The organism is Sphingobacterium prati, assembly GCF_013167215.1.
Classification (GTDB): domain Bacteria; phylum Bacteroidota; class Bacteroidia; order Sphingobacteriales; family Sphingobacteriaceae; genus Sphingobacterium; species Sphingobacterium prati.
In genome coordinates, this window is the sequence record NZ_JABJWY010000034.1 from 321,495 (window position 1) to 338,579 (window position 17,085).

At 40.8% G+C, this 17,085-nt stretch carries 17 protein-coding genes; 9 read left to right on the forward strand and 8 right to left on the reverse strand.

Translation table 11 applies throughout. The features are described from left to right. Positions 1-76: 76 nt before the first annotated feature. Together HPC41_RS11590 and HPC41_RS11595 are read right to left on the reverse strand one after the other, a co-directional pair. Complete coding sequence (locus HPC41_RS11590; protein ID WP_172394174.1) at positions 77-1,339, reverse strand: amidohydrolase; 1,263 nt, start codon at positions 1,337-1,339, stop codon at positions 77-79. A gap of 75 nt (positions 1,340-1,414) precedes the next feature. After that, positions 1,415-1,708, reverse strand: coding sequence for a helix-turn-helix domain-containing protein (locus HPC41_RS11595; protein ID WP_172394175.1), 294 nt, complete (start codon positions 1,706-1,708; stop codon positions 1,415-1,417). A 224-nt stretch (positions 1,709-1,932) separates the two neighbouring features. On the opposite strand from HPC41_RS11595, the gene HPC41_RS11600 reads away from it, so the two are divergent. Genes HPC41_RS11600 through HPC41_RS11610 form a run of 3 tightly spaced genes read left to right on the forward strand, consistent with a single transcriptional unit; the run spans position 1,933 to position 4,155 of the window. Beyond that, the gene (locus HPC41_RS11600; RefSeq protein WP_172394176.1) at positions 1,933-2,553 is read left to right on the forward strand and encodes a hypothetical protein; all 621 of its coding nucleotides are present in this window, start codon (positions 1,933-1,935) and stop codon (positions 2,551-2,553) included. Positions 2,554-2,556: 3 nt separating this feature from the next. Then, entirely contained in the window at positions 2,557-2,919 is a 363-nt protein-coding gene (locus tag HPC41_RS11605) for a hypothetical protein (RefSeq protein WP_172394177.1), read from the forward strand. 60 nt (positions 2,920-2,979) lie between these two features. Then, positions 2,980-4,155, forward strand: coding sequence for an oxygenase MpaB family protein (locus HPC41_RS11610; RefSeq protein ID WP_172394178.1), 1,176 nt, complete (start codon positions 2,980-2,982; stop codon positions 4,153-4,155). Here the strand turns inward: HPC41_RS11610 and recR are convergent. After that, a complete protein-coding gene (recR, locus tag HPC41_RS11615) occupies positions 4,152-4,766 on the reverse strand; it encodes a recombination mediator RecR (protein WP_172394179.1) in 615 nt (204 codons plus the stop codon). The two genes, HPC41_RS11610 and recR, sit on opposite strands and share 4 nt — an antisense overlap. Before the next feature lie 117 nt (positions 4,767-4,883). Here recR and HPC41_RS11620 point away from each other — a divergent pair, with 117 nt between their 5' ends. Continuing rightward, entirely contained in the window at positions 4,884-5,588 is a 705-nt protein-coding gene (locus HPC41_RS11620) for an LOG family protein (RefSeq protein WP_172394939.1), read from the forward strand. Positions 5,589-6,504: 916 nt separating this feature from the next. On the opposite strand, the gene HPC41_RS11625 is transcribed toward HPC41_RS11620, so the two are convergent. Beyond that, on the reverse strand, positions 6,505-7,950 hold the full coding sequence (locus tag HPC41_RS11625; RefSeq protein ID WP_172394180.1) for an exonuclease domain-containing protein: 1,446 nt from the start codon (positions 7,948-7,950) through the stop codon (positions 6,505-6,507). A 227-nt stretch (positions 7,951-8,177) separates the two neighbouring features. On the opposite strand from HPC41_RS11625, the gene HPC41_RS11630 reads away from it, so the two are divergent. Beyond that, positions 8,178-8,459 carry a GNAT family N-acetyltransferase gene (locus HPC41_RS11630; protein ID WP_172394181.1) on the forward strand — a complete coding sequence of 94 codons (282 nt, stop codon included), beginning with the start codon at positions 8,178-8,180 and terminating at the stop codon, positions 8,457-8,459. A gap of 110 nt (positions 8,460-8,569) precedes the next feature. On the opposite strand, the gene hutG is transcribed toward HPC41_RS11630, so the two are convergent. Genes hutG through hutH form a run of 4 tightly spaced genes read right to left on the reverse strand, consistent with a single transcriptional unit; the run spans position 8,570 to position 14,402 of the window. Further along, positions 8,570-9,559, reverse strand: coding sequence for a formimidoylglutamase (gene hutG, locus HPC41_RS11635; protein ID WP_172394182.1), 990 nt, complete (start codon positions 9,557-9,559; stop codon positions 8,570-8,572). Beyond that, entirely contained in the window at positions 9,559-11,577 is a 2,019-nt protein-coding gene (locus tag HPC41_RS11640; RefSeq protein ID WP_172394183.1) for a urocanate hydratase, read from the reverse strand. Before HPC41_RS11640 ends, hutG begins: the two co-directional genes overlap by 1 nt. Then, positions 11,574-12,827 (reverse strand): imidazolonepropionase, encoded by a 1,254-nt coding sequence (gene hutI, locus HPC41_RS11645; RefSeq protein ID WP_246250604.1) that lies wholly within the window; start codon positions 12,825-12,827, stop codon positions 11,574-11,576. The genes HPC41_RS11640 and hutI overlap by 4 nt, the downstream gene beginning before the upstream one ends. A gap of 12 nt (positions 12,828-12,839) precedes the next feature. After that, complete coding sequence (gene hutH / locus HPC41_RS11650) at positions 12,840-14,402, reverse strand: histidine ammonia-lyase (protein ID WP_172394185.1); 1,563 nt, start codon at positions 14,400-14,402, stop codon at positions 12,840-12,842. A gap of 76 nt (positions 14,403-14,478) precedes the next feature. Here hutH and HPC41_RS11655 point away from each other — a divergent pair, with 76 nt between their 5' ends. The 4 genes from HPC41_RS11655 to HPC41_RS11670 all read left to right on the forward strand — a co-directional run bounded on the left by HPC41_RS11655 (position 14,479) and on the right by HPC41_RS11670 (position 17,003). Further along, a complete protein-coding gene (locus HPC41_RS11655; RefSeq protein ID WP_172394186.1) occupies positions 14,479-15,393 on the forward strand; it encodes a LysR family transcriptional regulator in 915 nt (304 codons plus the stop codon). A 59-nt stretch (positions 15,394-15,452) separates the two neighbouring features. After that, positions 15,453-15,743 (forward strand): antibiotic biosynthesis monooxygenase family protein, encoded by a 291-nt coding sequence (locus HPC41_RS11660; protein ID WP_172394187.1) that lies wholly within the window; start codon positions 15,453-15,455, stop codon positions 15,741-15,743. A 108-nt stretch (positions 15,744-15,851) separates the two neighbouring features. Beyond that, complete coding sequence (locus tag HPC41_RS11665) at positions 15,852-16,358, forward strand: S-ribosylhomocysteine lyase (protein WP_172394188.1); 507 nt, start codon at positions 15,852-15,854, stop codon at positions 16,356-16,358. Next, complete coding sequence (locus HPC41_RS11670; protein ID WP_172394189.1) at positions 16,359-17,003, forward strand: 5'-methylthioadenosine/S-adenosylhomocysteine nucleosidase family protein; 645 nt, start codon at positions 16,359-16,361, stop codon at positions 17,001-17,003. It abuts the gene before it with no gap. Positions 17,004-17,085 lie beyond the last annotated feature (82 nt).

Sequence of the window (17,085 nt, forward strand, 5' to 3'; positions counted from 1 at the left end):
CAGTTGATTTGACTTAAAAAGCCACTTTCTATTTTTGACGATATAAAGTGGCTACAGTACTATAAAATGGGGTTGTTTAAGCGGGTTGAATGGGTGGCGAATTATGCCATTTTACGATATTGCCCTTATGCAATAGTCCGTCTACCCTGGAGATTCTTGATACTGCTTCAGCGGAGCAGCTCGCAGCCACCAGTACGAAACTAGCCTCATCACCTACATTGGGCCATGTTCTATTGCCTTTATCATCTAAGGGTAATTTCCCATTTGTAGCATAACGCAGACAACGGGATAGGTCAAATTCCGTTTCAAAGCCATATAACTGTGAAGCAAGATTCGCTTTTTGCAGCATATTTCCACTGCCGAAAGTGCCCCAATGATCCTGTACATTATCATTTCCTGTAAGCACCTCCACTCCTGCCTTGCGCAATTGCGGTAATGGCATGAGCATATTCCGAAAAGGAACCGAACTGGCAATGCCAATTTTGGCTGCAGCCAAGCGTTCGGCGGTGTATTGCAGATCCTTCGGTAACATATAGCCTAATGCAAAGGCATGACTGATAAATGTACGCCCCTGTAACTCTGGATTCTCAAGCGCTTTGTCTATTAAATAATGAATGGTTTTAGCACCTGACTCTCCACCCTCATGCAAGTGAATATCAATACCTTTTTTGTTATCCAAGGCTAACTGAACAGTAAAGTCCATCGGTTTTTCGATACTTCCGTCTATACTATAAGGATCTAAACCGCCTATAAAATCAACCTTGTCCCAAGCGGCAACTTCACGCATCAGTCCAGTTGAATCGGTGTAATGCAATCCATGTTGGGGGAAGGCAACTAATTCTGCACCAAAAGACGCTTTCACATGTTCCAGTGCCCTTAGCAGATGTTCCAATGATTTAGTTCCAGAGGTTGGGTCGACATTAAAATGTGTCCTCGCAAAATGAGTTCCATAACCCTGCAACAGCATAATTAATTTCTCCGCTCTTTCCACTGACGTTTTGAGCAGTTCAGTTATGATTTGCTGCTCACGAGCGATCATATCTTTCACCGTCCTGTTTTTAGGAAATACAGCCTTCCAAGGAAGACCATATAGTGTTTTATCCAGGTGGATATGCATATCCTTAAAACTTGGTAAAGCCAGCTTTCCCTTGGCATTGAATGGACCTGTTCCATCGCCGGTTTGATCCGGCCTAATTTCCTTTATTTTTCCATCGGCTATCGTTATGGAAAAAAACGCTGTATCCGTTCCAATAATTTGTCCCTCTCTATAAAGAAAACCTGTTTCCAACCGTACATTTTCCAGAGTATATTGCTCGCTGCGCTGAAATAGTTCGTTCATGACATTATCATTTTTTCAAAGCTAGACTATTTGCAACTTTCTGCTTTGTAGATATTATCACATCATTTGTAAATATTATGGCTGTGACTTAAACTGACTAGGCGTCATATCCGTATGGCTTCTAAAAAACTTACTAAAACTAACATTATCATAAAAACCCTGGTCAAAAACAATATCCTTAACGGATTTATTCGATATTTTCAGCAATCTCTTGGCCTCCAGCAATATCCGCTCCTGAATCAAAGACGGAGCCGATATCTGAAAAATTCTGTTGGTCAGCACATTCATATAATTGGTAGAAATATTCAATTTATCCGCATAAAAAGCCACAGATCGTTCAGTCTTATACCCACTATAAATCAATTGCACAAATTTCGCAATGATCGGGTTATCCTAATACTCCTGGAAAACAAAAAAGGCACATTTCATCATCGGCTTGAATGAATTTTCTCCTAATTAATGTGTTTAATGCAAAAATATAGTTATTTTGATTTCGGCTTACAGAAAATCAAGGTTATACCAAGCTAAGAAAGACAGCTTAACACAAAATTCAACATATTGATTTTCAAACATTTTTTAAAATTTTCTTTTATATGCAGATCGAAATTGATCATAATTTTTATGAAATCGTCAGCTGGAACAGAGATTATATCCAGATCCAAGGAACAAGATCTCCCTATCGTATCTATGCTCCGCCCTATTACAATATTGCCTCTTTAAAACAATATATCAAGCTCAATCCACCAGTAAATCAGGAAGAAGATCAGTCCTATTCTTATCTTGAAACTCCTTATTACCTGTTCAGAACTCCTTACCTTGTTAAGATTTTTTCGACGGTATCCCCTGCTACCATTGAACTTAAATCAAGTAGCATCTGCATTTATCAACGAAAGAATGTAGACTCATTAAAGCTACTCAAAGAATGGAGTATGGATCTTTTATACAATGAATTGATCAAAATAGTATCCTATTGGGAAGAGCAACTGGATAACTATAGGATCACGGCTATCCGCCTAAGCAAACGGTTAAGTGCGGATTATAAAATCGAAGGCGATGAGATCAGTTTTTCTTCCCGATTGATTGATCTTGATAAAGAACAGTTGAATCTAATTGTTTTAGCAGCATTTTGTAAATTTTCCAAAAAAAACAAGAAAGAATCCGAAGCTATTTATAACTTGTACATCCCTAATTGGAGGGAGCTTAATGTATACTAAAACATGGCAGAAATCGCAATACAATTAACAGTCGCAGTAGACAGCAATTTCGACTCAGTGACTGATGATCCCGTTCAGTTTTCGAAACTATTAAGCCCTGAACAATGGCATCTGATCGACGATCATGTCGTTAGTCAGCTTGAAGATAAAGATGGGGCTCCAACCTTGATCGATTTTAGCGTCAGTAACATTATATTTGATCCAACTGTCTCGAAAGGCTCATTTCGTGTTCATTTCAAAATTTCCCGACAATTCTGTTGTAGTGACATTGCTTCCTGTCAGACGGATTACATCGATTTCAGATTCACAAAAGAAGGGAAAACAATCAACATAACAGGATCTTATATTTTATGGATAATCCAATAAGAAACTCATCTCACCATCTTTATAAACTCAGCTGAATTCATTCATGCTTATTCTATCAAAATGAAAATCCCTGAGCGCTATAAAATTAACACAACCTCTTTTCACTTTTATTGGACAAAGGGTATTGGTGCTAGCTTACTGGCTAAATTGCCGACCGCTCCAGACTTGACTCATGCAGCGCAATTTCTACCGCTGCTATACCAGTATGATCAGGCCTGTGATCAGTTGGTGAAGCATTTACATCTGAAAATTGGTTTCGCAAAGGGACAACAATTGATCCGGGATTATCTACGTGGTAGAGGGGTTGAAGCTCCTTACTGTGGGTTGATTTCGGAATTTATGGATACACTAATCTTGGAGCCAGAGTGGCTCGATTGGCAAAAAATACAACAGGGAATCGAACTTAGTCAACGTTCTGGACTAACCGGACTTATTGTATTACGGGATTACTGTCTCATGGGCGGCTACGAATCCAGTGCGATCAATAAACCGCTAATTTTTACGGGAGCGCTGAAAAAAGGTGCAGTAAAACGTTTAACGGAAACCGTCACATTTTGGGTTGATATTACAGCTAATGATGCATTGAAAAAAGGCGGTGCCGGTATGGAGGCCATTCTATTGACTAGATGCATCCATTCATTTGCCCGATCGAATATATTGAAACATGGTGATTGGAATTCTGATAAATGGGGCATTCCTTTAAACACCTGGGATATGCTGGCAACAAACATAGGTTTTTCATTAGTTTATTTAATTGGTCTCAAACAAATGAAATTCAATTTGTTAAAAACTGAAATTGACGGCGTATTTCATCTTTGGAGATATGTGGGGACTTTATTAGGCATACCACTGGCTCTCCTTCCGAATTCGGAGGAGGAGGCCATAAAATCGCTGTACTATTGGACAATGACCCAAAAAGAAGGCGATAAGGATAGCGTCGCACTCGCTCAGGCTCTAATGGAAGAACCGATAAACGCAGCATATCCAAGAAACAAGTTTGGCAGAAAACTCATGCGCGAAGTTCATCTGTATTATAACAACTATCTTTTAGGAGCATATTCCTGTGCGCTATTGGGGCTGGAAAAAACGACTATCGGCAAAATTGCCTACTTCAACATCCTCAAAAACAAAAAGGCAAACAGCCAAATCCTAAACGATAAAATAAGGCAGCAACAGATACGAAAAGGCCGAAAAGTTCATGAGGGAGTCAAACAGATCTATTTGACGTACAACTAACCTACATTTCGTTCGTAGGGTACTCTCGTGGCAATTGATCTGCCTAATGTTAGCTCATCGACATATTCCAGCTCACCTCCAAATGCAATACCACGTGCGATTGTCGTAATCTTAATATCAAATTCACGCAACTTCCGGTACAGATAAAAGATCGTTGTATCCCCCTCCATTGTTGCTGACAACGCAAGAATAACTTCCTCTACACCACCACGTTGAATACGATTGAGTAAAGCTTCAATTTTAAGATCCGCCGGACCGATACCATCCATGGGCGAAATCAATCCGCCCAGCACATGATAAACACCCTGATAAGAATTTGTATTTTCAATGGCCATGACATCACGTGTATCCTCCACGACACAAATTAAGCTTTTGTCGCGCTTGAAAGAACTGCATATTTCACAGGTCGTATGGTCCGAAATATTAAAGCACTCCTGGCAATACTGAATATCTTCCTTCAATCGGTCAATAGAGGCCGTAAAACGGGCCACTTCAGGATCTGATTGCTTCAATAAATGCAAGACAAGCCTTAGCGCTGTCTTTTGTCCCACACCCGGTAATTTACCAAATTCCGCAACCGCGTTCTCAAGAAGTTTAGAAGAAAAATTCATAATGCAAATGTAAGAATAATCGCAAAAAGTAGCTAGTATTAAAAAAATAGCTATATTGTATTCCTTTTTGAAAAAAAATGGGTTTTAGAAATTAAATGTATAACGTTATATATGGACATTACAAAAGAAGATAAAATTATCCGCGCTTTTGAGAACAAAACATGGCAGGAAATTAAGGTTAAAGATTCATGGCAGATTTTTAAAGTTATGTCAGAATTTGTGGATGGATTTGAAAAATTGGCTAAAATTGGCCCTTGTGTATCCATATTTGGTTCGGCACGTACTCCACGGGAACACAAATATTACCAAATGGCTGTGGATATCGCCGCACTCTTAACTGAACGTGGCTATGGTATCATATCTGGAGGTGGCCCTGGAGTTATGGAAGCAGCAAATAAAGGTGCCTACGAATCCGGCGGAAAATCCGTAGGCTTGAATATTGAATTGCCATTTGAACAATTCCACAACAAATATATAGATCGGGATAAATTGCTTGAGTTCAAATACTTTTTTGTGCGAAAGGTAATGTTCATGAAATATTCACAAGGTTATATCGTTATGCCTGGCGGATTCGGAACAATGGACGAGCTCTTTGAAGCAATTACCTTAATCCAAACAGGCAAAATTGCCCGCTTCCCTATTGTATTAGTCGGGACAGAGTATTGGAAGGGCTTAATGGATTGGATACAAAACACAATGCTGTCCAATAAGTATATCAGTGAAGAAGATCTGAAGCTTTACCGTATCGTCGATACCGCTGAAGAGGCAGCAGACCATATTTTCCGTTTCTATGATAAATATTTGTTGAAACCAAACTTCTAATAATTAGCATACGACATCCATGCAAAAAGGAGTGTCCCCGAAATTGGGCGCTCCTTTTTTTGTAAAGTAAAAGTCCCTGTTTGTTCAAATCAGACATTAATCCAGATTCTTGCAACTATACCCACACACTTTATCTGCTACTTCGCGGCAAATTCAGAGCATAGCCGGATCTTGGCCAGACTCTAACCGGAAGAAGGCTCAAAGTAAATCCGATAATTCTATATGTCTAATTTTAATTTTAAAAGGGGATATATATGGAATTAGTAATAGCATTTTGATAAATAGATAGTACAACAAGGAAAGATTTTTGAGAGTCCTTTGGACGAAGATTTAAAGCGAAGGTTTTCAAAACGAATAGTAAACATTTTCTCATCTATCGTTGTAAATACGCTCTAAAAAAAGGGCCTAAGCCCTTTTAATATATAAAGATATGGATAAGATATACCGTAGCTACTTTTAGAAAACGCCCCATCTTTGTTGACTAATTCCGCTATTACAGTATGCATGATCTAAAATAAGGTAAATTAACCCTATAGAGAAAAAAACCAGGGGGGACAAAAGGGGGACAAATCATAACGATCTAACATACAAATAATTACTACTATTCAGTAAAAATACTTTTTTATAGATCTTATCGGCTCAGTCTTAACTAAGAGCTATCTTTCTACCAAAGCTATAATAGATCAGAACTCCATCCAAAAAGAAGACCTGAGGTTGGGAGCCCCAGGTCTTAACTAACCAATTATTAACCTAAATTATGAAAAGTCTTTTTATTATTCTACAAGCGGAATATTTCAACTATTAGACCAAAAAAAAGCGTCAGCTCTTATTTCACATTTTTTTAACAAATAACTGAGATTAATATGACGGAGCCGATCGCTAGAAGCCAGTCTCGTAAATATAACTTCTCTTTACGTTAATAAAAGAGTCTGTCAGAAGTAATTTTGTCATAGTAGCTTTCAGGCTGCTCTGCAGCAATGAGCCCTTTGAAATCATTCATAAAATGCACCTTATTTGGATGTTTTTCAGCCATCTGTCTCACGAGTTCTAACATATAATAATTGCTTGGATATGCTTTAACCTGTGTTCTGATATCGTCAAAACTTGTATATTGACTATATTGATCAATATATCCCATGCCATAAAATCGACCATTTTCAATGACAATACAACTCTTTTCTTCCACACTTCTACCCTTATCTATAAATACATAAGAGGATCTTTGTTTTGACCACTCATCAATACAACGTTCGACCCTAGTATTATGCAGTTCACGATCAGGCAACTCACCCCAACCTGTAGATTTAATTGCCAAACTGGCAGTGCCAAAATGACAAAACTGGGCATTAATTTCACCTTCTCTCATAAAGGATTGCAACAACTGAATAGCATCATATTCCCGTTGAAATAACTGAATACAATCTTGAATATGATTCATTTTCCCTATTGCCAAGTGGAAATAACCATTTTGATCCTCATAACAAAATAAACCAAATTTTGGTTCGTAACGTTTGAGCGCCCGATTGTATTTAGGCCAAAGCCGTTTAATTTCGGCGCATTCCAACAGCAAGGACATCAGCTCGGTTCCACAGCATTCGTAACTAACATGATAGACCTCTTTTAAAAAGTTTTGCCGTTGTGCTTGAATATTATTGCCTGTAAAATGCGACGATACCCTTTTCTTGATATTGACTGCTTTTCCAACATAGATTACTTTTCCATTTCTATCGTGAAAATAGTACACTCCAGGAGTGTCCGGGAGCTGCTCAAATTCTTTAAGATTTAAATGCGGTGGAAAGCGCTGTTCAATAGCTTTATGTTTGATCATTTCCTGAAAGACCTGAGTTGTATCCAGTGCACGAAGGTACGCAAAAAGGATGGCTGTCGCATCCGCGTCACCGCCTGCACGATGCCGATTTTCAATGGGTATATCCAGATAATCACACAAACGGCCCAAACTATAAGATAATAGCCCGGGCTTAATCTTACGGGCATAACGCACTGTACACAATTTAATTGAAGACCATTCTATTCCGACTTCTTGAAGTTGAAAACGAATAAAGGAATAATCAAAATTGACATTGTGTGCAACAAAAACCCGATCTTTCAATAAAGCGTGAATGTCTGAGGCAACATCCTCAAACATTGGCGCATCTTTTACCATGTCATTATCAATACCAGTCAGCGCAAAAATAGAATTTGGAATTTCCATACCTGGATTTACTAAAGTCTCCCAACGATGCAGCACCCGATTGCCATCATGTATAACAATTGCAATTTCGGTGATGCGACTGGATTTCGCATTCCCACCCGTGGTCTCAATATCCACAATGGCAAACTCTTGTTTTTTGCTTCGATTCATAATCATTCCTAACACAAATATACTAACATTTTTAGTATATTTGTACTTTTTATATTTTTATCCAAAAAAGGAAGTAATTTGGAGTCAAAGAGTCCGTGGTTAACTTAGTAGTCCCTTGTTCAGTCAATTTTTAACAATATTCGACAGGATCAACAGTACAGGAAAGCTATTGGCTAGATTTTGTCTATTTTGTATCTACTTTTATATAACACATCAAATTATCATCAATGGAAGTAATACATAAAACCAACGAAAAACATGGCAGTTTTGAAGTAATGGATCAAGAAAAGTCAGTCGCACAAATGACATATACCTGGGCTGGCCCGACAAAGTTTATCATTGACCATACTGAAGTTAGTGAAAACTATACAGGTAAAGGTTTAGGTAGGCAAATGTTAATGGCTGCAGTTGCTTTTGCCCGAAAAGAACATCTCAAAATTCTTCCCCTATGTCCTTATGCAAAATCTGTTTTTAACAAAGAGGCGGAATTAGCCGATGTGCTTTTTTAGCCCAAAGAGAAAACATAAAAAGCAGGTTAATCTATCATTGAAAGAGATAACCTGCTTTTATTATTTAGACAAGCTCCATTTCACTAAGACCTATCCGTGGATACAATAGATTAAAACCTTTCTAAAAACTTAAAAATAAGATCTGCTGCGAATTTAGCAGTGCGGGAATCAATATCAAAATAAGGGTTTAACTCAGCAATGTCCATCGACCTCAAATTGGGCAGTTCAATGATAGTACTGTACAAATCGAAAAATAATTCATCAGGAACTATACCATTGAAGGCTAGTGCACTTACACCCGGCGCATAAGGCGCTGCAAATGCATCCAGATCAATGGTCAGGTATACATAGTTCACCTGATTGGCAAAGTCGCGTATCTGTCTCCGAAGCGCAGCAAGCCTGTCCGCGACTAAATCCTTCCGTTCAATAATCTGCGTATGCTTGGATTTTGCATAAGCAATAAGACCTTTCGTATTGCTTATTTCCTGTATACCAATGGCCAAATAGTGAAATGATTGCCCTAAGTTGCTGAGGTCTTTTTCGATCTGAAAAAATCCAGTACCTGAATTTCCCTGTCCTGTAGAAATCTCGCGCATATCCAGATGTGCATCGATGTTAATAATCCCGATCTGATATTTCCTATCGCTCAAAAAGCCTTTGACCCCAAGATAATGACCATAGGTGACCTCATGCCCTCCGCCCAAAACAATGGGAAATCCCCCACCTTTAAGAATGGACGACACCGCATTTCCAAGAGCAAATTGCGAAGACTCCAAATCGTTATCTAATAACAGAATATCACCAGCATCCTTAAGTTTAAGTTCAGATGAGAAATGAGCCGGTAAATTTGCAAGTACATTCCTTATTGCGCCTGGTCCATCCTTCGAACCTACCCGTCCCTGGTTCCTACCAACACCTTCATCACTACAAAAACCCAAAAAAACCAACGATTGACTAAAATTGGAGTCAGCGGACAAGTCTATACAGTCCATCAACTGATGCCAACGCATCCAGTCTCTTTCTTCGCCATCAACCCGCCCCTTCCATACGGTCTTGTCTCCACGGGCATATAAGTCTTTGTAATTAAGTAAAGGATTCATCAGTCTTCATTAAACAATTCATCGATAATATCATCGTCTACCAGTTGCGCGCGGGTGACCAACAGCGTGCTGTTGCTCGCCATTGCATTATCCAAGGCTTGATTAGCCTCCTTATTACGAGCCCATGCACGCCTTGCAATGCCATTATTTACATCAAAATACAACATTTTCTCCAATTTAACTTCAGCAACAGCCGAACCATCAAGCAGCATCCCAAACCCACCGTTAATGACTTCACCCCATCCAACACCGCCGCCATTATGGATAGACACCCAAGTTGCACCTCGAAAACTATCACCTATTACATTATGGATAGCCATATCAGCTGTAAACTGGCTACCGTCGTAGATATTGCTTGTCTCCCGATAAGGAGAATCCGTCCCACTGACGTCGTGATGGTCACGCCCCAAAACGACTGGGCCCGCTAGGTGTCCTTTTCGGACAGCTTCGTTAAATGCTTTGGCAATTGCGATGCGTCCGTTGGAATCCGCATACAGAATACGTGCCTGTGACCCGACAACCAATTTATTCTTACCCGCCTCCTTGATCCATTGGATATTATCCAACATTTGTTGCTGGATCTCCTTTGGAGCAATGACCTGAAGGGATGTCAATACATCCATCGCAAGCTGATCTGTCTTTTCCAGATCATTGGCCTCTCCGGAGGTACAGACCCAACGGAATGGTCCAAAACCATAATCAAAACACATTGGTCCCAAAATATCCTGAACATAAGAAGGATAGCGAAATCCGTCCCCCTCTCTGTTCAGTATTGCCGCTCCGGCGCGACTACTTTCCAACAAGAATGCATTTCCGTAGTCAAAGAAATATGTCCCTTTAGCCACATGTTTATTAATCGCATCTACATGACGAACTAAGGTTGCTTGCACATAATATTTAAATGTATCCGGATCAGCGGCCATCAACGCATTGGATTCGGCAAAGGATAATCCCATCGGATAATATCCGCCGGACCAAGGATTATGGAGCGAAGTCTGATCCGATCCAACTGTTACATAAATATTCTCGCGGTCAAATACTTCCCATACCTCAACGATATTACCTATATAGGCAAAAGATACAGCCTGCTTTTGAAGCATTGCTGTCCGAACCTGTTCCACCAAATCGGCAATATCTTCAATCAACACATCTACCCAACCTTGCTCGTATCGTTTTTTAGCAGCTGCAGGATTAACCTCCGCACATACAGTTATACAACCGGCAATATTACCTGCTTTAGGTTGCGCGCCACTCATTCCACCCAAGCCTGAGGTTAAAAATACCTTTCCTTGAATTGATTCGCCGGAAGTTAGCTGCCGACGAAAGGCATTCATTACAGTAATAGTGGTCCCGTGAACGATTCCCTGTGGACCAATATACATGTACGAACCAGCTGTCATCTGCCCATACTGCGTGACACCCAGCGCATTATAACGTTCCCAGTCATCCGGTTTGGAGTAATTGGGTATCATCATCCCATTACTGACAACGACACGCGGAGCATGTTCTGACGATGGGAACAGTCCCATAGGATGCCCACTGTACATGTGGAGGGTCTGCTCATCGGTCATTTGGGACAGATAATGCATTGTAAGCCGATATTGTGCCCAGTTCTGAAAAACAGCGCCATTGCCGCCATAGGTAATCAGTTCATGGGGATGTTGAGCAACAGCAGGGTCCAAATTGTTCTGGATCATCAGCATAATGGCCGCCGCCTGTTTACTTTTTGCAGGATACGCATCTATTGGCCGCGCATGCATCGCATAGTCGGGTCTAAAACGATACATATAGATCCTGCCGTACTCCTTTAATTCCGCCAAAAACTCTGGCGCCAGTTCAGCATGCCATGATTTCGGAAAGTAACGAAGGGCATTCCTCAAGGCCAATTTTTCTTCCTTTTTCGAAAGAATGTCCTTGCGTCGTGGAGCATGGCTTACTGTAGCGTCACGTTCTATTTTGGGTGGTAGCTGGGAGGGAATACCCTCTGCAACTACACGACTAAATATATTCTCTATCATCGTTCCTTTGAAAATACTTCTTTGCCATTTTTCCATACAGCTGAAGGCTGCATCCTTCCTTGGTAATAAGTGATATCTTGATAATTATCAGTCTGGAATAAAACAAAATCCGCACGCATTCCCTTACGTAACTTACCACGATCTCGCAGATTCAAGGCCTGTGCGGCGCGAAAAGTCAATGCTGCTAAAACCTCCGCATTGCTTAGTTTCTCCATCGTAGCCAATATGCAGGCGCTGGTCAGCAATTGGCCCATTGGTGCAGAGCCCGGGTTCCAGTCGCTCGCAATGGCCAGGCACGCGCCAGCATCCAGCAGTTTTCGTGCCGGAGTGAAAGCACAACCAATGCCAATTGATGCGGCAGGCAATGCTACAGCAACAGTATCAGACTGCGCTAAAAGCTCGATTTCAACTGCTGTGGACGCCTCCATGTGATCGGCCGATCGTGCCCCTAATTCCACGGCGATCTGACTTCCTGAAGTACTGAACTGATCCGCGTGAACCGTCAAATCAAAGCCCATTTCTTTGGCCCGTTGCAAATATGGCCTGATCGTTCCCGCATCGAATGCTGTCTTTTCAATAAAAGCATCCACTCGATTGGACAATTGCTGTGCTTTCAACTCCGGGAAGAGCGCTGTTTCCATCAAATCAAGGTAATCCTTTGCAGATCCTTTATAGTCCCTTGGCAGCATATGGGCTGCCAGACAGGTTGGAACCAAGTCCGCCGCAGTAAGTTCATTTGCTTTTTTTATCGCACGTAGAATCTTAAGTTCTTCTTTAACCTCAAGGCCATAACCACTTTTAACTTCGATTGTTGTAACCCCTTGCGCCAATAAAAATGCCGCACGATCGACAGTAAGCTGCATCAAATCCTCCTCCGTGCAAGCCCTTGTATCGGTGACAGTGCTCCAAATTCCACCACCAGCTTCCGCAATTTCAAGATACGAAGAACCGGCATTTCGAAGTGCGAAATCATTTGCCCGCTGCCCCGCATAACAGATATGGGTATGACAGTCGACAAAACCGGGTAGAGCAACCTGATCACCTTCAAGACGAACAAGAACTGCTTTATCTTGCCATTTTTGGTATAGAAAATCAAAGTCACCAACCTCTTGAACAAACTCACCTTCGATCAAAATTCCCGCCTGTTCGATAACCTGCAGTTTCGCATCCCTTACGGCACCCTTCAACGGAATATTGTCCATTGTCAACAATTGACTGAACGGGCCTATCAGTTTTAAATCCTTTTCCATTTTCATGTGAGGTTAAAATGTATCAAAACGTTCTACCAGTTCCATCGTTATGGCTTCCTGCGGATTGCTTCGACGACGTAAGCTAATCAGCTCGCCCGATTTGACCAACACCAATGCATTACTCAGCAAAGTTTCCATAGGCTGATCGGATTCAATATGTGGAATAAATTGTCGTACGCGTTCATGAACCGCCTCTAATGCCGGAGTGGACTGCAGCGGATGATGATAATCCTTCGCCTGTGCTGCACACAATAGTTCAATGCTCAGGATTTTATCCACGTTATCTATGACTTGAAGCAGCTTTCTACCGGAGATAGAGCCCATGCTCACATGATCTTCCTGCCCCAGCGACGTCGGTATACTGTCTGCACTAGCGGGGAAACACAGGCCCTTATTTTCACTTGCAATAGCGGCCGTACTGTACTGAAGAATCATAAAACCCGAATTGAGTCCTGTCGATTTCATTAACAATTTAGGAACCCCATTGGTTTGCCCCTCTAAGGATAAATAAACCCGACGGTCTGATATATTGCCTATTTCAGAAACTGCCAGCGTGGCATAATCCAAAGGTAAGGCTATGGACTGCCCATGGAAACTACCGCCACTTATCGTCAATTCATCGTTTATAATAACGGGGTTGTCCGTTACCGAATTGATTTCTAATTCGATCGTCTCCTTAAGATGAAGCCAGGCATTACGTGAAGCGCCATGCACCTGTGGGATACAACGTAAAGAATATGGATCCTGAACGCGCGAACAATCTTTATGACTTTCTAAAATAGCAGACCCATAAAGTAAAGAATGGATATTTGAAGCAACATACCGGTTACCTGCATGTGGCCGCAGTTCATGTAGTTCTGAAAAAAAAGGTTTAATGGAGCCGTTAAGCCCCTCAATCATCAATGCTGCGATAATATCCGCATTTTGAAGCACCCGGTTAAATTCACTGACAGCTTTTACACCATGAGCGGCCATAAATTGTGTTCCATTAATCAATGCCAGCCCTTCTTTAGCTCCCAAATGAACCGGCTTGAGGCCATGCTTCGCCAAAATTGTCTCCGTTGCATAAATCTCACCATTGACGCTGACTTTCCCCAGACCAATCAATGGCAAAAAAAGATGGGACAAAGGTGCCAGATCACCCGAGGCGCCAACTGAACCCTGCTTGGGAACAACAGGAACGACATCCTGTTCAATATGCCAGATAATACGTTCTATGGTACTGTACTGAACCCCCGAAAAGCCCTTCGCCAATGCCTGCACTTTTAATATAAGCATCACTTTAGCCAGATCATTAGCGATAGGTTCACCCATTCCCACAGCATGACTCTTCAGAATATTTTCTTGCAATAACTGTGTTTGATCCGCGTCAATTAAAGTCGTGCAGAGCGGGCCAAAACCGGTATTGATACCATACACAACCTGCCCGCGTTCGACAATCTGCCTCACATAGGCCGCGCTCCTATCGATATTTGCTTTTACTTGTGCCGAGATTTCCCCCTTAATATCCCCTTTTGCTATTGCTAACGCAATGGAGCAAGTCAAATGTCCACTGCCGTATAAGAATTTTTCCATCGTTATAAAGCTTTTATCAAATTTAGCCGCTATATTTAATAATTAGAAATACCATTTTTATCATCAATTGATAACCATGAATTATCAGATAGAACTTAGACATCTTCTTTACTTCAAAGTGTTAGCCGAAGAGCTGCATTTCAGAAAAGCTGCTGAAAGGCTATTTATCGCCCAGCCAGGGCTGAGCCGGCAGATCAAGCAGCTGGAGGAGAACTACCGTGTAACGCTATTGGAACGGAACAAACGACATGTATCACTGACCGAGGCAGGCAATTATCTCTTTGATGAAGTGAAAGAATTGTTTAGGCATTTAGATCAGATTGAAACTCAGCTCCAGAGCTTGGCTAATGGCAGGATCAGTACACTAAAACTGGGGTTTATCGGCTCGGCAGTACAGACAATATTACCACAATTACTGATCGACCTCAAACAAAAACAACCAGATATTGAGCTGTCGCTGCATGAACTTGCCAATGAAACGCAATTGGACCTGATTCAAAAGAAGGAACTTGATTTTGGCTTCGTCCGTCTTTCCGATACGCCCATAGGACTACATAGCCTTCCTATTTATACGGAACATTTCAGCCTGGTATTGCCAAAAAACCATCCATTATTAAAGCAGAAAAAACCAAATCTGTACGAATTAAAGAATGAATCATTTATCTTATTTTCTAAAAATTACAGCCATTCTTATTACGATCTGGTCATGAGTATTTTCCGAGATCATCAGTTTACGCCGAAAGTTACGTTACGTACCGTAAACGCGTTAACAATATTTAATATGGTGGCTCAGGGACTGGGTGTCGCCATTGTTCCCGCCTCTTTAAAGAATGGTTATCAGGTTGATGTCTGTTTTCTAGAACTGGACGGCTTGCCCCAACGAACGACCCTTTCCTTGGTTTGGAATACCGAAAATCGTAACCCTGGGATACCATTCGTTTTGGATATTATCACTTCCCAAAGCCTGAAAGCCCTTATTACCGAAGACTAGCCTTTTTTATCATAGAAATATTTGATATATTTACTCGACTATATATTTAAAAAAAAATTATGATTTTAGAAGTAGCCGTATTACAAATTATCGAGGGACAACAGTCTAATTTCGAACGTGATTATAAAACTGCCTGCCAGTATATAAGCGCAAGTAAAGGGTATATCACACATTCGCTCCGCAAATGCATTGAAAAGGATAACCAATATATTCTATTGGTCGAATGGGAAACATTAGAAGACCACACTGTTGGCTTCAGAGAGTCTAGCTTATTTAAAGAATGGGAAAAACTATTACATCACTATTATGATCCGTTCCCTACCGTAGAACATTATGAAGTGTTAAAATAGCTTTTTTTATCCACCTTTTCCAATAATATCTACTACCTTTGTAGAAATTTTAAATTCAACTTTTAACCCCTGTAAAGCCTAAGGCTTTACGGTAATACACAGAATAAGATGTATACAAAAGAAAAAGCAAAAGTAAATAGTTTCACGGTAGACCACACCAAATTGAAACAAGGGATATATGCGAAGGCTTCCAATACCAATAAAAGCGCCATTGAAAGCTACACGACATACGATATCCGCATGATCAGACCGAATTCTCCAGAGCGCATGTTATCTCCGGAAGTGATGCACACGTTGGAGCACTGTTTTGCTACGGAAATTAGGACAATCTTGGGTGACGAAGTGATCTATGTTGGGCCAATGGGCTGTTGCACGGGATTTTATGTAGTCTTAGCAGGCACAGACAGAAGCCCTCAAGCTGTTGCCGAATTGATGAAAGAAGTGCTCGAAACGATTTTGACCGAAGGTTATGAGGTACCTTTTCAAAATCCGATCAGTTGCGGAAACTACACGTTTATGGATTTCGATTCCTCAAAACAAGCCTGTGTCAATTTCTTACATTTGATCAATGCTGGAGAACTCGCTTTCGAATACCCTTATATTGAAGAAAACTAAATGATCCTTAACAAAGAGATTGAAACAATCATCCTGGTAGCAAATAAAAATGAATTATCTTTTACTACCGACAATAAATCGACCATCATCTATGAAATAGGTGTTGGGAAAGTGAACGCACTTTTATCCATAGCAACACTATATGAGGAGATCAGGGCGTTGGGCATCGCCCCAGTGCTACTCAATGTAGGCACGGTTGGATGTACACGATACCCAATCGGTCATGTATTGTACCCCAATTACTATGCGCAAGGTGACGCTTATACCGATGGATTCTTTTTGGAGAACACGCTTTTCCTAAAGGGGCAAGGTTCAATCGAATCTGTTTCCCAAACGGAGTTTAATTATGAAGACGCCCTATTGACATCAGATCGTTTTATCAATGTAAATACAGCATTCTATCAAGATATCAAGCACCTGAATCCTTTAGCTTTTGATATGGAGGGTTACGCACTTGCAAATTTTTGCTTTCTCAAAAATCTGTCTTTTCATAGTGTCAAAATTGTTTCTGACAACTGCGATGGCACTGTAAAAGATTGGGAGAGCATCCTTGGTGAAATTTCCGGCAGATTGGGAAAAATATTAGATGAATTTGTGAATAACCGACTCCACAAAGAAACAATAAGCATATCAAGTATTTCTTAAGATTGAATACAGAATAAAAAGACCTAAAGCAAAAACTCTAGGTCTTTTTTTAATTCCCTACTACTAAAGTATCGAAATAGCA

Coding starts and splice junctions, on each gene's coding strand:
- HPC41_RS11665 (WP_172394188.1), top strand. CDS start 15,852: ATGTATACAAAAGAAAAAGCAAAAGTAAATAGTTTCACGGTAGACCAC.
- HPC41_RS11590 (WP_172394174.1), bottom strand. CDS start 1,339: ATGAACGAACTATTTCAGCGCAGCGAGCAATATACTCTGGAAAATGTA.
- recR (WP_172394179.1), bottom strand. CDS start 4,766: ATGAATTTTTCTTCTAAACTTCTTGAGAACGCGGTTGCGGAATTTGGT.
- HPC41_RS11630 (WP_172394181.1), top strand. CDS start 8,178: ATGGAAGTAATACATAAAACCAACGAAAAACATGGCAGTTTTGAAGTA.
- HPC41_RS11600 (WP_172394176.1), top strand. CDS start 1,933: ATGCAGATCGAAATTGATCATAATTTTTATGAAATCGTCAGCTGGAAC.
- HPC41_RS11655 (WP_172394186.1), top strand. CDS start 14,479: ATGAATTATCAGATAGAACTTAGACATCTTCTTTACTTCAAAGTGTTA.
- hutH (WP_172394185.1), bottom strand. CDS start 14,402: ATGGAAAAATTCTTATACGGCAGTGGACATTTGACTTGCTCCATTGCG.
- hutG (WP_172394182.1), bottom strand. CDS start 9,559: ATGAATCCTTTACTTAATTACAAAGACTTATATGCCCGTGGAGACAAG.
- HPC41_RS11610 (WP_172394178.1), top strand. CDS start 2,980: ATGAAAATCCCTGAGCGCTATAAAATTAACACAACCTCTTTTCACTTT.
- HPC41_RS11625 (WP_172394180.1), bottom strand. CDS start 7,950: ATGAATCGAAGCAAAAAACAAGAGTTTGCCATTGTGGATATTGAGACC.
- HPC41_RS11670 (WP_172394189.1), top strand. CDS start 16,359: ATGATCCTTAACAAAGAGATTGAAACAATCATCCTGGTAGCAAATAAA.
- hutI (WP_246250604.1), bottom strand. CDS start 12,827: ATGGAAAAGGATTTAAAACTGATAGGCCCGTTCAGTCAATTGTTGACA.
- HPC41_RS11640 (WP_172394183.1), bottom strand. CDS start 11,577: ATGATAGAGAATATATTTAGTCGTGTAGTTGCAGAGGGTATTCCCTCC.
- HPC41_RS11660 (WP_172394187.1), top strand. CDS start 15,453: ATGATTTTAGAAGTAGCCGTATTACAAATTATCGAGGGACAACAGTCT.
- HPC41_RS11605 (WP_172394177.1), top strand. CDS start 2,557: ATGGCAGAAATCGCAATACAATTAACAGTCGCAGTAGACAGCAATTTC.